General features: G+C 31.3%; 18 protein-coding genes, 1 pseudogene and 1 riboswitch. Of the genes and pseudogenes, 9 read left to right on the top strand and 10 right to left on the bottom strand.

Annotated elements, in window-relative coordinates; all coding sequences use genetic code 11:
- Positions 1-396: 396 nt before the first annotated feature.
- Both BW731_RS02685 and BW731_RS02680 read right to left on the bottom strand, forming a co-directional pair.
- Positions 397-1,356, bottom strand: a complete 960-nt coding sequence (locus BW731_RS02685; RefSeq protein WP_079344899.1) for an IS30 family transposase — start codon at positions 1,354-1,356, stop codon at positions 397-399.
- 72 nt (positions 1,357-1,428) lie between these two features.
- Positions 1,429-1,908: a class I SAM-dependent methyltransferase gene (locus tag BW731_RS02680; RefSeq protein WP_079345486.1), complete on the bottom strand. Its 480-nt coding sequence runs from the start codon at positions 1,906-1,908 to the stop codon at positions 1,429-1,431.
- A gap of 112 nt (positions 1,909-2,020) precedes the next feature.
- Here BW731_RS02680 and BW731_RS02675 point away from each other — a divergent pair, with 112 nt between their 5' ends.
- On the top strand, positions 2,021-2,341 hold the full coding sequence (locus BW731_RS02675) for a MazG nucleotide pyrophosphohydrolase domain-containing protein (protein WP_079345484.1): 321 nt from the start codon (positions 2,021-2,023) through the stop codon (positions 2,339-2,341).
- A gap of 394 nt (positions 2,342-2,735) precedes the next feature.
- On the opposite strand, the pseudogene BW731_RS13115 reads toward BW731_RS02675, so the two are convergent.
- Positions 2,736-2,918, bottom strand: a pseudogene (locus tag BW731_RS13115) (IS30 family transposase); the annotation flags it as partial.
- Between BW731_RS13115 and BW731_RS02665 the strand changes: the two are divergent.
- The 4 genes from BW731_RS02665 to BW731_RS02650 all read left to right on the top strand — a co-directional run bounded on the left by BW731_RS02665 (position 2,916) and on the right by BW731_RS02650 (position 6,210).
- Positions 2,916-3,254, top strand: coding sequence for a hypothetical protein (locus BW731_RS02665; RefSeq protein WP_079345480.1), 339 nt, complete (start codon positions 2,916-2,918; stop codon positions 3,252-3,254). The pseudogene BW731_RS13115 and the gene BW731_RS02665 overlap by 3 nt on opposite strands.
- Positions 3,255-3,436: 182 nt before the next feature.
- Complete coding sequence (locus BW731_RS02660) at positions 3,437-3,952, top strand: hypothetical protein (RefSeq protein WP_079345478.1); 516 nt, start codon at positions 3,437-3,439, stop codon at positions 3,950-3,952.
- Positions 3,953-4,286: 334 nt separating this feature from the next.
- Positions 4,287-4,826: a sigma-70 family RNA polymerase sigma factor gene (locus tag BW731_RS02655; RefSeq protein WP_079345476.1), complete on the top strand. Its 540-nt coding sequence runs from the start codon at positions 4,287-4,289 to the stop codon at positions 4,824-4,826.
- Positions 4,813-6,210, top strand: coding sequence for a hypothetical protein (locus tag BW731_RS02650; protein WP_079345474.1), 1,398 nt, complete (start codon positions 4,813-4,815; stop codon positions 6,208-6,210). The genes BW731_RS02655 and BW731_RS02650 overlap by 14 nt, the downstream gene beginning before the upstream one ends.
- Before the next feature lie 48 nt (positions 6,211-6,258).
- Here the strand turns inward: BW731_RS02650 and BW731_RS02645 are convergent, their stop codons facing one another.
- The 5 genes from BW731_RS02645 to BW731_RS02625 form a co-directional block, all read right to left on the bottom strand.
- Complete coding sequence (locus BW731_RS02645; protein WP_079345472.1) at positions 6,259-7,305, bottom strand: YncE family protein; 1,047 nt, start codon at positions 7,303-7,305, stop codon at positions 6,259-6,261.
- Positions 7,306-7,595: 290 nt separating this feature from the next.
- Positions 7,596-8,255, bottom strand: coding sequence for an ABC transporter ATP-binding protein (locus BW731_RS02640; RefSeq protein WP_079345470.1), 660 nt, complete (start codon positions 8,253-8,255; stop codon positions 7,596-7,598).
- Positions 8,256-8,270: 15 nt separating this feature from the next.
- Positions 8,271-9,797 carry an ABC transporter permease gene (locus BW731_RS02635; protein ID WP_079345468.1) on the bottom strand — a complete coding sequence of 509 codons (1,527 nt, stop codon included), beginning with the start codon at positions 9,795-9,797 and terminating at the stop codon, positions 8,271-8,273.
- Positions 9,798-9,889: 92 nt separating this feature from the next.
- Positions 9,890-10,204, bottom strand: a complete 315-nt coding sequence (locus BW731_RS02630; RefSeq protein WP_079345466.1) for a DMT family transporter — start codon at positions 10,202-10,204, stop codon at positions 9,890-9,892.
- A gap of 1 nt (position 10,205) precedes the next feature.
- Positions 10,206-10,544: a DMT family transporter gene (locus BW731_RS02625; RefSeq protein ID WP_079345464.1), complete on the bottom strand. Its 339-nt coding sequence runs from the start codon at positions 10,542-10,544 to the stop codon at positions 10,206-10,208.
- Positions 10,545-10,599: 55 nt separating this feature from the next.
- Positions 10,600-10,703: riboswitch (guanidine-I (ykkC/yxkD leader) on the bottom strand.
- Between the two features lie 118 nt (positions 10,704-10,821).
- Here BW731_RS02625 and BW731_RS02620 point away from each other — a divergent pair.
- From BW731_RS02620 to BW731_RS02605, 4 genes are all read left to right on the top strand, one after another.
- On the top strand, positions 10,822-11,382 hold the full coding sequence (locus BW731_RS02620; RefSeq protein WP_079345462.1) for a DUF3885 domain-containing protein: 561 nt from the start codon (positions 10,822-10,824) through the stop codon (positions 11,380-11,382).
- Positions 11,383-11,411: 29 nt separating this feature from the next.
- A complete protein-coding gene (gene wecB, locus BW731_RS02615) occupies positions 11,412-12,497 on the top strand; it encodes a non-hydrolyzing UDP-N-acetylglucosamine 2-epimerase (protein ID WP_079348523.1) in 1,086 nt (361 codons plus the stop codon).
- A gap of 102 nt (positions 12,498-12,599) precedes the next feature.
- Positions 12,600-13,148 (top strand): RNA polymerase sigma factor, encoded by a 549-nt coding sequence (locus BW731_RS02610; protein ID WP_079345460.1) that lies wholly within the window; start codon positions 12,600-12,602, stop codon positions 13,146-13,148.
- Positions 13,145-14,560: a DUF4179 domain-containing protein gene (locus BW731_RS02605; protein ID WP_079345458.1), complete on the top strand. Its 1,416-nt coding sequence runs from the start codon at positions 13,145-13,147 to the stop codon at positions 14,558-14,560. The genes BW731_RS02610 and BW731_RS02605 overlap by 4 nt, the downstream gene beginning before the upstream one ends.
- Before the next feature lie 56 nt (positions 14,561-14,616).
- Here BW731_RS02605 and BW731_RS02600 read toward each other — a convergent pair whose 3' ends face one another.
- Together BW731_RS02600 and BW731_RS02595 are read right to left on the bottom strand one after the other, a co-directional pair.
- On the bottom strand, positions 14,617-14,925 hold the full coding sequence (locus BW731_RS02600; protein ID WP_079345456.1) for a DUF1827 family protein: 309 nt from the start codon (positions 14,923-14,925) through the stop codon (positions 14,617-14,619).
- A 111-nt stretch (positions 14,926-15,036) separates the two neighbouring features.
- The gene (locus tag BW731_RS02595; RefSeq protein WP_079345454.1) at positions 15,037-17,199 is read right to left on the bottom strand and encodes an ATP-dependent Clp protease ATP-binding subunit; all 2,163 of its coding nucleotides are present in this window, start codon (positions 17,197-17,199) and stop codon (positions 15,037-15,039) included.
- Positions 17,200-17,334 lie beyond the last annotated feature (135 nt).

Raw genomic sequence — 17,334 nt, 5'->3', positions numbered from 1 at the left:
AGAGTGGGGATAGTTCGAGGATGGTTTTTACAAAAAGTTGAAGATTAATTAATTTAGTATATTCACAACAGTTGATTAATTCCATATAATATCAGATTATATCTACCATCGAGTTAAACAACTAATTACTTCTTTTGAAAATTAAATGATTATAAAATGCAGTTTCTAAAAACTCTGTTTTATTCGATAATAATTTTTCTAATTCAAACATATTTTCATACCATTCAGAATTATACTTAATTGAATTATTACCACTTAGTCCGTATGTTGAACGTATTCCTAATCTTTTCATGAGTATTATGTCACTTTCTTCAAAAGAATCTATTAATTTGTTTGTGGAGTAATAATTTATATGACCAAAATTTTTAGATGTATTTTTTTTTAATTTTTCATTTGTCAAATTAAGCTAGACAAAATATCGTTGTCTACATAACTCAAAAATACTTCCAATGGTGTTTTATAGTTTAATGATTTTCTAGGAATATTATTTCTTTTAGAAGCGATAGATTGGATAAAAGATTCCTCAACTTTGTTGAAATCCATTTGTTTAGGTAATCCATCTTTACGTAATAACCCATTAGAGTTTTCATTTAAGCCACGTTGTGATGGTGTTCCTGGATCGGCAAAATAAATATCAATATCATTTAGATTGCTGATTGATTTCCAATTAGAAAATTCTTTACCACAATCGAATGTGATTGATTTAAATAGATGGCATGGAAACTTTTTAAACCAATTATTTAAACTATTTTCGATATCTATTGCTCGTCTGCCTATTGGTTTTAACGTAATAATCACTTTCGATAGTCTTTCAACGAGTGTGATAACAGCACTTTTATGATCTTTTCCAACAATTGTGTCACCTTCAAGGTGACCAAATTCATTATTAAAGAGTTGATAGTCCTTATTACGTTGATGGATGGTTCTTTTAAAGGCTTGTTTACCTCTTTTTTCTTTATAACCATTCGCTTTCCTTTTACCTTTCATAGGTAATGCGGTCAAATCAAACAGTCCTTGCTTAAATAATCTATAAAGAGTACTGATAGAACATGAGATAGGAAACTCAGCACGACCAATAATGACATCTGGAGTCCATCCTTGAACAACCTTCTTTTGAATGTATTCTGTTTCATTATCAGATAAAGAAATAGGACGCCTGCCACAATTCTTTTTATTATTTTTGTATCTTTTATAGTAATCTAGTGCAGATAATCCCTCATCAAAAGCTTTGTAAACATTATAGATAGTCTGTTTTGCTCGTTTCAATTGTTTCGCAACGTATGTTCCTTTTTTATTTTGATGGTAATAAGCTTCTATCAAAACTAGCTCGTCTGTAGTAAGATGTGTATAGGTCATTTGTGATCACTCTCCTTGTTTTCTTTGGTTGGAAATACAATTTGAGTGTATCACAAATGATTTTTTAGTTGTCTAGCTTAATTTTACAATCGGCGATTTGAAAATATCTAAAGCTTTTTTTGGATTATCTAACAAAATAGCATTATGCAATACCGTACCATTCAAATTGTGTTTGACTATTGATATTAGTCCATCCTTTTTTATAAGTGTAGAAAATATTCGGCAAACTTTTTGATAGTCATCAATATATTCAAGAACATTATGACAAATAATTAAATCATAGTAGTTCTTTGGTAACTGTTCTAACATTTTTTCATCGGCTATTATTTGTTCATAATCATAGTTATTAAATCTATTCTGTACCATTTCTTCATTCCTTTCAATCGCAGTTACAATATTGAATTGAGCGAAAGAATTAGCTGTTTTGCCAAAACCACTACCAAAATCTAATACTTTCAAATCTTTAGAGTTATTTAAATTTAATTGATGATTAATTATGTCATAGAACATTTTTCCCCATGGTTCATTTATTAATTCTAAATACTGTTTCATATCAGTTCACCCACTTAATCTTGTTTTTATATAGTATATCAAAGATCATCTACTTGATATATGTTAACTAGATGATACAATTATAAAATAAAAAACAGAAAAGAGACTTATTATGAGTAAATTAACCATTGAACAATTACAAAAGTACTTAGAACTAAAATATAAGGATACGGGGATAACAGAAAGTCTTTTTATGAAATTAGTTGAAGAAATAGGTGAAGTTGCAGAAGTTCTTAACCAAGTACAAGGACGAAAAAATAAAACTTCTGATAGCTGCTTAGCATATGAACTAGTTGATGTCATTCATTATACGTTTGCTATTGCTGCTCTTAACGGTATTAACTTAGAAGAAGCTATTATTGAAAAAGATAAAGAGGGTTCACTAAAATACAACCAGTCTCCAAATCTTTCAGAATACGTAAAAAACATTTAGGTATAATTTGTTTTATTTATCCACGATTAAATAAAATATTAGAAATGATAAATGGTGATATACAGTAAATTACAAATAAAATGATGTTAAAAAATATCAACGCTGGTTCTTTTTTTACAGCAGTATAAATCATCCCAAAAATTAAAAGGAATAGTAAAAAGAATATCCACCATAATACATAAAAATTAGAAATAAATAAATTCTTTGTAGGGTTTATAAAAGGTTCAAGGCTATAGATAAATAATGAAACCAAAATAATAAATATTTCTAGACAAAGTATTCTATAAGTTTTTTTCATAAAAGACTCCTCTTTATTTTTTCTAAATTGCAATATTAAGTTAGCCACCTAGGTAAAAACATCTAATTTTTTGTGTTATTCTATTAAAATCCATCCTTACCAACATGTTTTGATTTTAAGCTTTTGAATTTCTTCTAAAAATAATGTAGCTGGTTGTCTATAATTTAAGATTTTACGTGGTAAAAGATTAATTTTTTCAGTAGCCAGTTGAATGAATTGTTTTGAGTAGTTGCAGATTAGAGTTCCCTTAGGAACAAATTGTCTTATTAAACCATTATGAATTATTATGGTTACTCTCTACTTGCGATGTACTATGCGAGAAATGTCGAAGGGAGTTATGCAACAGCTAAAGCTATATTGTGGCAGGAAATTAAGTATGATGGAGAATACGAAGATATTTTAAGAGAAGGTATTAAACAGGCAAAGGACATAATTGATAATGAAAAAGAAATAGACTGGAACCCTTCTAAGATTTCGAAAATGTGTGGCATAACAGAAGGTAGAACGAAGAATGATAGGTTATATTTTTATACGGAGCAGTTTATAAGTCTAAAAAAAGTAGAACTACGAATTGGAGGCATAGACATGGTGGAAAGTCTAGAAAACAATATGTAAAGTCTGTTCAGCCGCCACAAGATAAGATTACATATGTTGCAGAACTAAAGGAACAAGGCAAAACAATTCCTTAAATTGCAGACATTATGGGAGTATCTATAAAGAAAATAAGCAATTATTGGAAAATATATAAGAATTCTTTGGAATAAGGTATAATTTAATAAAAAAGGAGATAGTATACAATGAATAATGAATTTTCAGATAGAGTATTAAATAATATTATGAAAAATACCGAGGAATGGCTAAACGAATTTCAAAAATCGGCATACTATGAAAAATTAACAAAAGCTCAAAGAAAAGATGCTGAGTTTATAATTGAGATGTTTAGTGAATGGAATTATAGTTATGAACTTAGAAGGCCGAGAGAATGGACACAGTCATCGTTATCATATGTACTTTTAGACCCATTTACTAGGAAAATAGCTGTAGGGTCTTCGTTTTTTAAACATGTAGAACCAGTTTTAACACAGTACTTTTTATTTTTAGATGAAATTGGTAAGATAAAAAATAGTAATGCTTTAATTACTGCTTTGAAAGAAGTTGCTCCAATTATGATTGAAGAGGAGCAAGAAGGCTCTAACTGGGGGATTGGAAAAAAATTAATGGCTTCTGGTGAAGCTCTAGGTGTTAACATGGAAGATGAAGAAGAACTGCATAAATTTATAGATTTAATGAATCAAATGAATGGTCATTTTTAACTATGGACATAGAGTAAATTTTTTGTTTAAATTAGTCATCACTTTGCGTTGGTTCTACGGAATTTTTGTATTGCAAGATGAAATAATTTAATGTAAGATAAACGTTGGTAGAGAAGGGTTTAGGAACCATTATTCTTATTTGAAAATCAATTTGCGATGCGTTGGTTTGCAGATAAGTATCCAGAAGTTGAATTGAAGACATTGTTATAAAAATGATTTATTAGAGATTTTTCCTGTAATTTAGGAAAAATCTCTTTTTGTATGTTAAAAAGTGTCACAAAATAGTTGCTTGAAACGTTATATATTATGAAGGTAGCTATGAAAGGAGTTTATTATGATAAATAACAAATCAGATAAAGAATTTTTTGAGTATTTATATGAGAGTTATGAACAGAAAATATTTTATCAAGCTTTATCAGTATTGAATAATAAAGAGCAAGCAGAAGATATTACTCAAGAAGTTTTTGAACAATTATACTCAGATTTTGAAAGTATAAAAAAATTTGATGATCTACATTTAAAAAAATTTATTATCAAAATAACAAAGAATAAATCGATTGATTTATATCGTAAAAACAATACTCAGATAAAATATCTTGAAACTTATAAAACTAAAAAAGATAAACATGAAGAAGATAATAATGTGAATGATTATGTAGATAAAATGATATCTGAACAGGAAATATTAGATATTAGTAAGCAATTAAAAGAACCATATCTTCATGTTTTTTTGTATAGAGTTTACTATGGATTATCAAATAAAGAGATAGCGAAAATAATGGATTCAAAAGAAGCAACTATACGAAAACAATTTGAGAGAGCTATAAGCATGGTAAAAAATGTGATTGGAGGAAAGAGATATGGGAAAGAATGAAAAATTTGAAAGGAAAATAATAGAAGAAATAGCAAATAGGTTAGTTGAAGAAGAGTTTGATAAAGAACAAGAGGTACATCATTTTTCATCATCTTATCAATCAAATAAAAAAATTTTTTTAAAACAGGTTTCAACTAAGAAATCTAATATCAAATTTGGATTAAAACATGCACTTATGGTAGCTATTATTATAACATTTTTGATTCCAACAACTATTTATGCTGCAAAAGAAATTTATCAATGGATAGTAAATAAAAATAATTATGAATTAAATATTTCTTTATCAGATAGTAAAAAATATAGTCATGATCATTTTTATAAATTGAAATTCGACTATATTCCAAGAGATATGGTAGAAAATAACGACTCTAATAAGTTTAGTTATAAGAACAACATAAACAGTGGAGGAATAAGTTTCGTTTTATGGCAATTATCTGGAAAAGAAGACTTTAAAGAACTTTACACAAAAGACTATGAAGAATTAACACTTAATAATCATCCTAGTATTGTCATTAAAAAAAATATGATTAATTCCGGAGATATTCAATTTGATACGATTGTTTATCTATTTTTTGAGAAGGAAGGTTATGTTTTACAAGCCTATATTTCAAATGATGTTAAGGAATCAGAATGGAAAAAAATGTTAGAAAAAGTATATTTAGAAGAAACCAATGAAAAGGAAGCTACTCATTATGGTATTTTAAGTAAAGACTTATTCAAAGGTAAACAACCAGAAAAAAATTACTATTTACCTAAAAATAGTTCTAATATCCATAAGATAGGTGATGCAGTAAATACTAAAGTTTATGACACGCAAGAGGTTTTATTTACCGTTAAAAGTGCCACTGTTATGGATAATATAAAATTATTAGATAAAAATAATTTTAATAGTAATTCATATGAACAGCTTAAAGACAAACAGTTAATAGCAAATGATGGTGAATTATTGCCATTTAATCAAAAAATAATCAAAAAAGGAGATGGCATACAAACACTTGATGAAGTAGTAGGAGAAAGAAAAGTAAAAACTAAATTTGTTTATTTGACAGCTACTATAGAAAATAAAAGTAAAAAAACCATTAAAGACTTATATTTTCAAAATAGACTTTATCTTTTAGAAGATAGTAAAAAAGGGTTGAGTGTTACTAAAGAAGAAGTTGATTTTACTCCGTATTCTGGAGAAGTAGATTATTTAAATAGCCATGGTGAAGGAAAAAGTTTTTATAAAATGCCAGATATTAAACCTGGAGAAAAAAGAGAAATAAAATTTGGTTATTTTGTTGATGATACACAAATTAGTAAGATTTTTTTACCAGTACTTTATTATGATGACGTTGAAAAGTTGAATGACAAAGGATTAGAATGGATAGACATTGGACAATAAAAAAACAACTTCCTTCAAAAAATTATAATTAATTGAAGGAAGTTTATATTATTCTAACATCTTCTCCAAATCAAGTGGCACAACATAATTCACGACAGTCAGTCCTTTTTTATCTCGGAAACGTTGTGTACCAGATTCAAAAATAGTATAGAGTTTGTTACCTGATACGGAAATTTGTTCCAAATAAGGTGGTGCTTCTATCGTTTTTATGGCATCTTTTTCAAGGAATAAATCATTGTCATCTAATTCGTAGACAAGTATTTTCGAGTTTTTATCCCCGTAAGAACGTGATAAAAGCATATAATTTTTATAAAAAGTAATACCCTGAATTTGTGTTCCAACGTGTAATTTTTCTTCAGGAGAAAGAGTTGTATCATCATCTATCATTTCTTTTTTTCCATGTAATGTTGTATCAAATACGCCATCGTCGTTAAATTGATATTTTTCTAAAACGGCTTTGTGATTGACAGAAAAGTAACCAACATATAACGATTTATCATGATAGGTAACGTAAGAGGATTTTTTTATGCCATCTAACGTGATTTCTTGATCATAAATAATAGGCTGATAGTTTTCTTTCATATCGTATGCTGTGAGTTTATCCATAGAAAAAGCCACGAGTTCAGCTTGATTAGCGTCTGTAGATGAACATACCCAGATATTTTTTGCGATAGGATCATATGTTATTCCACCAACATGTGGATTTCCTTTTAAAACAATTGTTTTAATATAGTCATGCGTTTTCTTGTCTAAAACATAAATAACGGAATGATGTTTTTTATCGTGACTGTATGATGAAATTAGTAAGTAATCTTCTGCAATCGTTACGCCTTGAGGATCCATTGAATGACTGATACTTTTTTTACCTGGTTTATCCAATGCAGGAACCACTGTTTCTTTTAAGCCTGGAACCGGATAGACGTCTCCTTTAGAAGAATCAGATAAAAAGGTCAGATTATAAAAGTCACTATATTTTTCTTTTAATGCCTTTTCTTGCTTTGAAAGATTGTCATGTGTGACGACGTTTGATTTTTGTTGGCAACCACCTATTAATAGGAGTGATAGGCTGATTAAAGTTAACGATATTTTTTTCATAATGCTCTTCTTTCTTCAAATGATACCGTTAGCATAACCGAAAAATTATTTAAAAACAATGTTATTTATTAAGTTTGATAGATTGTTTAAAAAGGAGTTGTATATAATCTTTTTTATTTCATGAATTTTAATAGCAGGTGTTGTGATTAAATTTTTCCAATAGATTTATTTAGAGATAAGGTATGTTGATACCAACGCAATGCTTATCTGGTATTTACTTCTTAATAATAATATGGGAATTGAAAGTTTTGAAAAATATAAAAAGACTGGCTAGTGACCAGTCCTTTTTGCTATTTTACTAATTCAAATGTTTTATTTTTTAATTCAAATACTTTGTCACATTTTTTTGCAACATCTTGTTCATGAGTGACAATAATGATGCATTTATTCTGTTCATGAGCGACTTTTTGAAATAATGAAACAATATCTTGTGACGTTTGATCATCTAAATTTCCAGTTGGTTCATCAGCTACGATCAAATCATGGTTGCAACATAACGAGCGAACGATAGCGACACGTTGCTGTTGTCCTCCTGAAAGTTGCGTAACAGGTTTTGTAGCTAAGGACTCATCAATCCCAACTTTATTTAAGTGCTCAAGGGCGTATTCTTTTCTATTATTGACTTGTGTTTGGCAAATACTCATAGCAGTCAAGACATTATCTAAAGCAGACATGTAAGGCAGCAGATTATATGACTGAAAAATAGTCGATACATCATTTTTACGGTAATTTCGTAATCCGATAGACGTCACATTTTTATCATTAAAATAGATAGAGCCTTCTTTTGGAACGTCAAGTCCAGCGATTAGCGAAAGAAAAGTTGTTTTACCAGATCCACTAGCGCCAAGGATGGCATACATTTTTCCGGCATCAAAAGTTAGATCGACATTTTTATAAAGATAATCTTGTTCATTTGTGTACCAGTAGCCAATATCTTGTGTTTTTAGCATATAGAGTCCTCTTTTCTAAGTAGTTAATATTTTTTTTGGTTGCAATCTTAAAATACCAAGTGATGATAGTAGAATGGATAGGAAACTAATGAGTAGTCCTAAGCCAGCGAGTTTAATGATATCTGTACTACTTACTGAAATATTTAAATTTTCAATTTCATCTGCGACTTCTTGTGAACTAGCCCCCATGGCACCAAATCCACCTCGCATACCACCACCAGATGGTCTTTCAGGAGCTTGATTATCTCCTCCGCCAGGTTGTCCACTACCAGGACCACCTTGATTCATTGTCGTTTGAGTTGTTTGTTGACTAATCAGTTGTTCACCCACGACATTTCCTACGATATTTCCGCTAAACGTTGCAATGATTAGTGCCACGACCATACAGACAACAATTTCACTGAAAAATTGTAAAATAACTTTAAAACGTGATTCACCAATTGAGAGTAATACACCAATTTCATAGCAACGTTCACGAATCGTCATCATGACAATCAGTGTTAAAATGATAATTCCAGCAATCGCCACTAAGATGACAATATTTTTAGCGAAACTAGCGACATTGTTTAGTGGAGTTAACATTTGTTGATAAGCTTGATCATTTGTTTGTAGACTAAAAGAGTCCGTATCAATTAGTTTTTCTGCTTCTTTAACAAAAGTATCCATCTCTTTAGGATCAGATAAGGTATAAGTTGCAGAGTCAACTGTTCCTTTTGCATCATCACCTTTTAGTGTATTGGCAAAAGTATATGAACTATAAATTGTATTGGCTGGATTTAAGAAGTTGAAACGCATGCCCATACTATCGCCAGATTCTGATGTTGTATAAATTCCTTTTATGGTCATTTTATATGTTTTGGTCTCATCATCAGAGTTTTTTAAGGTAAAGGTATCGCCTACTTTTAAGTCGTTGGCTTCAGCTAAAGTTTCTTCAATCACAACATTATCAGTGTCAACATCGTCAGAAGTAATGGCTTCACCACTCGTCATTTTTGCGGTTCCATCTTCAAAAGCAGATGCCATGGATTGATTAACCACACCACTTATTTGAAAATCTCCTTGATTCATCTGTTCCATAGTGCCACCTTGTTTACCGCCACCAGGAGCGTTTGGTGCTGAGTCATCAGAAGAATCATCTGTCGATGTCTCTGTTTTTTCTGCTGAGCTACTTGATATTGGTGTAATACCATCTCCAGCAGTGGCAGAGGTTGAGGAAACAAATGAGTAAGATTTTACATTGTCTAACTTCGCAATTTTTTCTGCATCTTCTAATGATACAGGTGTTAAACTAAAGCTACCTGGGTCAGGACGTTCACCGCTAGAAGATTCTTGATTTTTTTTCATAGCCGCTTCGCGATTAGCACTCAGTGTGACCTGAGCCCCAATGCTTTTTTTGGCATTTTCTGTTGCAGTAACAGAAGCCCTTTGAATGGTTAATCCAGCTAAAACAAAAATTAAAATTGCAGAAAATACCGCACATAATAAAATCGTTCGCCCTTTTTTCGCTTTCGTACTGAGTAACGCTCGCTTGATAAAATCCATAATAATCCTCCTAAATGTTTCTTTAACTGATTATTACTTTAAATAACTTAGCTTAAGTGTAACTTAAAATAGGATGAATTATTTTAACAAACTTAACTAATCATTTTTAGTCCAATAGAGGAAAGTAAAATAACCAAAATACACAAAAGGCGTTTCCAATCCTTTGATTCACCAAAAAATAGCATGCCAATTATCGACCCACCAACAACACCAATACCAGTCCAAATGGCGTACCCAGTACCCATAGGAATCGTCTTTAATGCGATACTAAGTAATGTTAAACTCACACCGAATCCTAAAATAATAAGTAATACAGTGGAGAACGTGCGCTTTACAGACAAACGATTAATCATCGTGACCCCAAACATTTCAAATAAACCTGCTACAATCAAAATAATCCAGTCCATATTATTTTTCCTCCTTCGCATTGTTTTCTGGTGTTAACAGTTTTAAACCAACAACCCCACTAATAAGTAATAAAATGAGTATTAGTTTTAATAAATTAAGTGTCGCACCAAAAAATAAGGCATCTGATAGAACAATTCCAACTGTACCAAGACCTACAAATACAGCATAGACTGTTCCAGTTGGTAACTTACTTGTAGCTGAAATCATTAAGTAATTACTGGCAACAATAAGCAAAATAGTGAGTGTCCATTGAAATAAGTTGTTTGAGTGCGTTAAACCAATTACCCAAAAAACTTCTAGTATTGCTGATAAGATAACTTTCGTCCATTCTTTATTCATTGATATTCCTCCTTTTAAAATAAAAAAGCCTGAAAGACACTGTAAAAAAAACAGTATCTCCCAGGCTTTTGTCCTTCCGTGACATAGATAAATTCTCTATGAGTTTTCTCTTGGACCAGACTAATACAGTAGTACTACGGAACCCTAGAAAACTTAAAATATGTAATTGTTTGTCATTTTATCAAACTATGAATCACTCGTCAACTAAGGTTAAAGTAATAGAATGTATCGTTTGTTTCCTTCATTCATGGTAATATGGATTAAAAAGGAGACCTTTATGACAAAATATTTAACATCGGAGTCCTTAGAGAATCTGTTTTCTTATCATACATCAGTTTATTTACATCCTGATATGTATCAGTTTTTAGATGATGGCTCTTATAACGAAGACATGTTTTTCTTAATATATACAAAATTGAAACGTATTCTATTGGATTTGTTATCTGAAGACGATAAAGTGATTTTTCTGATTAATAAGTATCCGATAAATAGTAAAAAAAGAGTCGATAAAATCATGCATAAATGTATCAAGCATGTTAATAAAATAAAGTTATCTGAACAAACATGTAGCTATATAGAATACGGTGTAACTAAAGTTGTCCATCAATTGAAAGTAGAAACGACTTGTAACAATATAAAATGGAAACAACTAATCCTTAGTCTGATTAATCAAGATTTTCCAGATAGAAAACCACAGTTTAAAATAAAGAATTCTTTTGAAATGCCTGAAATATACATCATTAGCCCGACAAGTGACACGATGATACATATATATGATGATAGGGGTTATGACTTATATAGTCATGATAAGAAAAGAATCGAGCAATTACTCAAATAACGAGGTGACTAAAATTGAAGAAAAAAGTAATGTTAGTGTTTGGCACACGTCCAGAAGCCATAAAAATGTGCCCACTTGTTAATGAATTAGAAAAACAGGATGATTTTGAAACGGTCGTCTGTGTGACAGGACAACATAGAGAAATGCTGGATCAAGTATTGAGTGTGTTTAATGTGGTACCCAAATATGACTTGGATATTATGAAATCACAACAAGATCTATTTGATGTCACGAAAAATATTTTAGAAAAAATCAAACCTATTTTAATAAAAGAAAAACCTGATATGGTACTTGTTCATGGTGATACGAGTACGTCTTATGCATCAGCTTTAGCAGCGTTTTATCTTAAAATACCAGTAGGACATGTTGAAGCAGGCTTACGTACGCATAATATTTCGTCACCATTTCCTGAAGAATTTAACAGGCAATCAATTAGTTTGATGTCATCACTTGATTTTGCGCCAACTAATCAAGCAAAAGAAACCTTGCTCAATGAAGGAAAAAAAGAAGACACAGTATTTGTCACAGGAAATACAGCGATTGATGCGCTAAAAACAACGGTTAAAAATGAATATATTAGTGACATATTAGAGTGGGTAGGAGATAGCCGACTAATCGTATTAACAGCTCATAGACGAGAAAATCAAGGAAAACCGATGAAAGAAATGTTTCAAGCTGTCAAACGAGTGGTCGATAAACATGAAGACGTTAAAGTAGTGTACCCGATTCATATGAATCCATCCATTCAAATTCTTGCCAAAGAAGTATTTGGTCAGACGAACCGAGTTAAATTAATTCCACCAATGGATGTGATAGATTTCCATAATTTACTCGCTAAAAGTTATTTGATTATAACCGATAGTGGTGGGATACAAGAAGAAGCCCCCTCTCTTGGTAAACCTGTGTTAGTCATGCGTGACACAACAGAAAGACCTGAGGGAATAAAAGCAGGGACATTAAAACTAGTTGGAACAAAAGAAGACATCATTTATGAAGCACTAGACAACTTACTAACAAATGAAGCAACGTATCTGGAGATGTCGACTGCTAGTAATCCCTATGGCGATGGGACAGCTTCACAACAAATTGCGACTATTTTAAAGAATAAACTATAACAAATAAAAGTTTTAGAGATTTCTCTAGAACTTTTTTTATGTATTTAAGGAATTTCGAAAAAATCATTGTACTGTAAGTGAGAAACATAGAGGAGGGATAATATGACAGATGAAGAATACTTGACTAGCTTGCTTAATAAAGATGAAGAAGCATTAGGTCAACTAATGGATACTTATACGAAACTATTGTGGGCAGTAGGTTCAAAGTATTTAAATCATCAGCAAGGCATGGGAATTCAAGATATTGAGGAGTTGGTCAGTGATGTGTTTATTAGATTATGGAAAAATCCAAAGGGGTTTGATCCAAGCAAAGGCACACTAAAGACGTATCTATGCATGATGACACGAAGTATGGCATTAAATAAACTGAAACAAGTAGCCAAAGATGTGACTGTAGAGCTTGATGATAGTATCACAGCAACATTAACAAAAGAGGAAAGTAACATGGATTGGCAAGCTTTTTATCAAGCGGTTATGACACTTGAAGAACCCATGCGAGAAATTATTATTAAACGTTATTTCTATGAAATGAAACCAAAAGAAATTCAAGAAAAGACAGGTTATGACTCAAAACTAATTGATAATAAATTGTATCAAGGTAAGAAACAATTACAAAAACAGTTTAAAGAATTAGGAGGAGAATTGGGATGAATAAATATCAACAAGAACCATTTGAAGAATTAACAGATGAGCAATTAGATGAATTGTTGGCGCAAATGAATCAAGAGATGCCAAATGAGTCAAAAGAAAAAATAAAACAAACAGTATTTGAAGATATCCATAAAGAAGCAGAGAAAATCAAACCATTAAAACCTAAAAAGAAAAAATGGGCAGCTATTCTTGGGGCAGTGGCGGTGCTTAGTTTGATGGTTGGTTATACGCAGCTAGATACGATAAAAGCAGCTTATACCAAAGCTTTTGGTACAGAAGCAGATAAGATATTAGTAGAGGCAGAAAAATTGGATTATTCAGTAGAAGATCAAGGATTAAAACTAACGGCTAAAAATACCTTCAAAGATGGCAACACAACATATGTTTTAATGGAATTACAAGATTTAACAGGAGATAGATTATCAGAAGATACAAGTATTAGTGATTGGTCTATGTTAAATGGTGGGAACACACAAGTGATTAACTATGATAAAAAAACAAAGACAGCAACGTTATTAGTCAGTTCAGTAGCATGGGAAGAACATAAAGATACTGGGTTTATACTAACAGGTTTTGGTTCTCATACCAAAGAAATGGAAAATATTGTATCAATTGATTGGAAAAAAGATTTGGCGACAAATGTTAAATGGAAAAAATATGATGGAGAGAAAGGTTATGGGGGAGGATATGATGAAGACGCATTGAAAAAAATAAATAAAACTCTTGAAGAATTAAATTCTGAGTACTTACCTAACAATCATTTGTCTATCCAGTTAATTCCGAATGAAGAGGTATTTGTTGAAAACATAGCATATAAAGATGGGTTATTACATGTATTAGCAAAATATCCAAATACGACAGAGTTTAGTTATTTATTTTTAGAATTACAGTCAAAAGATAGTAAAAAAGTGATACCATCTGTCGCAAGTTATTCAGCTTATAGTAATGAAACCCATAATGATGAAACGGGAAGAAGTGATTATGAGGAATTTGTTTTTGATATCAAAGAATCAGAGTTACAAAATTATGATTTAAAAGTAGAATCTGCAAAAACTCAAACAGTTGTTTCTGGTAATTGGGCAATAAAATTGAAAGAACCAAAAGAAATAGAAAGAAAAGCATTAAAAGATATCACACTTAAAAAAGAAAACTTAGCATTATCTAATATAAATCTATCAGGTTTATCTTTAAGTTTTGATGTAAAAGATTCTTCTCCAGAAAAAATGGAAGAGTTGATTTTAGATGTAAAACTAGTTAAAAAAGATGGGGAGATAATTGATTTAACCAAAGATGGAGGGGGCAATATCTACACTGAAAATGGTCAAAGCCAAGTATCCTTGATGTATGATTACACTGAATTAAGTGATATTGACTCTGTTATCATTAATGGTCAAACACTTAAAGTAGAATAAAAAAAAATAAAACCATTCCTGTGCAAACGACAATTAAAGCATAGGAATGGTTTTATTTAACTTATTTGTTTAGTTTTTTTCTGTTTAACAGGAATTTCTACTTCAATGACACCATGAGCACGAATGATTTCTAACTCAGGATTATCAACTGTAGTGTGAAGGAGTTCCTCTAAAACAGCTTTTAACTCTAAATCTTTAATATCTCGAGTTTTGTTGACTAAAACAACATCAATGTGTGTATCCGCTGTACTGTGAATCACTAATGTTTTACCTAATGAATAGACACTGACAAACCGGGCATCTGTGTTTTCTAGTTGTTTAGAAACCAAAGTAGCATAGCTGTTTGTAACGTCAATCAACTTCATTATTCTCACCTCGTTTTAGTTGTACTGTTCTTTATAAATCAATTATACCACAATGGTGAAAAATTAAGGAGAAAACCCTCCTATATATAGGAAGAATTTTCTCCTAAAAAACTAGCTATTGATTTTTTCAGTTATGGTAATTTTATCATCAACTAAGTTGGCAGATAATACTTTTGCAGAAGGGTTATCTAAATAACAATCAGCAATACCATCTTCAATATATTCTTGAATCGTACGTCTAAGAGGTCTTGCACCCATACTTGCATCATAACCAAGTTCAACTAATTTCTCTTTTGTTTCTTCAGTCGTATTAATATGAATACCTTGTTCTTGTAATTTTATGTTTATTTCATCAAGCATTAATGACACAATAGACAACAGATTTTCTTTACTCAATGGCTTAAATTCGATAATTCCATCAAATCGATTTAGAAATTCTGGTTTAAAGTAATGAGTTAACTGGTTTAGAACTGATTGAGTCGTCCCTTCTTTGATAGCACCAAATCCAACACTTGCTTCAACATTTTGAGTTCCAGCATTGCTTGTCATGATTATCAAAGTATCTTTAAAACTAACAGTTCTACCTTTCGCATCTGTAAGTCGTCCATCTTCAAGGATTTGAAGGAATAGATGTAAAACATCTGGGTGGGCTTTTTCGACTTCATCTAATAGAATTAAACTATAGGGATTTCTTCTCACTCTTTCAGTTAATTGCCCTGCTTCATTGTAACCAACATAACCAGGTGGCGAACCAATTAATTTAGACACACTATGTTTTTCCATGTATTCACTCATATCAAAACGAACCATGTTAGATTCATGCCCAAACAACTCTGTCGCTAGTTGTTTTGCTAGCTCAGTTTTACCAACACCAGTCGGTCCAACAAAAAGAAATGAACCAATCGGACGATTTTTATTTCCTAAACCAATTCGATTTCGTCTAATAGCACGTGATACTTTATCAATGGCATCATCTTGTCCAATGACATGTTTTTTCAAATCACTTGCTAAATGTTTCATTTGTTGTTGCTCTGTTTCTTTTAATTTACCAACCGGAATTCCTGTCATGATTTCCACGGTTTCTTCCATATCGTTTATTGTGACAGTAGGCATACTGTCTTCAGATACTTGATGAATTTTCAAGTCTTCCAATTTTTTGATTTGATCACGGTAATAAGCCGCTTTTTCAAAATCCTCTTCTTCTGAAGCAATTTGTTTGTTAGCTTCAGCTCGTGCAATTCTAGAATTTAGAACTTTTGGATCAATAGAAGGAATGGTTAAATTTTTCTTAGAACCTGTTTCATCTAGTAAGTCGATCGCTTTATCAGGTAAATGTCTGTCTTGTATAAAACGACTAGATAAGTGTACAGCCCCCTCGATGGCTTCATCTGTATATTTTACATGATGGTAGTTTTCATATTTTTCTTGAATACCTTTTAATATATGAATGGTTTCTTCAATGGTAGGTTCATCAACTTTTACAGGTTGTAAACGTCGTTCAAGTGCTGCATCTTTTTCGATGATACGATATTCATTAAATGTTGTTGCTCCAACTAATTGTAATTCACCACGAGCTAAGGCTGGTTTTAAGATATTACCAGCATCCATGGAGCCATCGTTGACTGATCCTGCTCCAACAATTTCATGGATTTCATCAATAAATAAAATGACATTCTTTTGTTCTTTTAGTTCAGTAATCAGTTGTTTCATACGTTCTTCAAACTGGCCTCTAACACCTGTTCCTTGAACAAGTGACACAACATCAAGACGAATGACTTCTTTATTCTCTAATTTTTGCGGGACGTCTCCAGTCACAATACTTAAAGCGAGACCTTCAACTACGGCTGTTTTACCAACACCAGGTTCACCAATAAGTACTGGATTGTTTTTAGTTCGTCTATTTAATATTTCGATTACACGTTTTATTTCAGCATCTCGACCGATGACCGGATCAATTTTTCCATCACGAGCAAGTTGTGTTAGGTTTTCCCCGTATTCTACAAGGATAGAAGAATTTCCACCACCACCTTGTTGAGCTTGCATAGTTGGTTGTTGTGGTTGTTTCATTGATTGTTGGGCTAACTGTTTGAAAAAATCATTTAATTGACCAAAACCATAAGGATCTTGAGCAAATTTTTCTCGATTCATTTGATCTTCTTGAGATTTTAAGTCACGATAACATTGTTGGCATAAATCTATTTGTTGTTTCTCTCCATTAACTGATGCGTGTAAGTGAATTGTCGCATCATTCTTTTTACAGTTTTTACATATCATAGGCAAATCCTCCTCTAATCAAATGATTTACCAAAACAGTTTGACCTGTTTTGACCTTATGATTATTATATAATTTTTGAATATAAGAAGCAAAAATTATGCTCTTTTTATTGATTGAAAAGTCGTAACATTCGT

The sequence above is a fragment of the Vagococcus martis genome (assembly GCF_002026305.1).
Taxonomy (GTDB): Bacteria; Bacillota; Bacilli; order Lactobacillales; family Vagococcaceae; genus Vagococcus; species Vagococcus martis.
The sequence above is the reverse complement of the archived record's forward strand: the minus strand, read 5'-3'. Positions and strand labels throughout refer to the sequence as shown.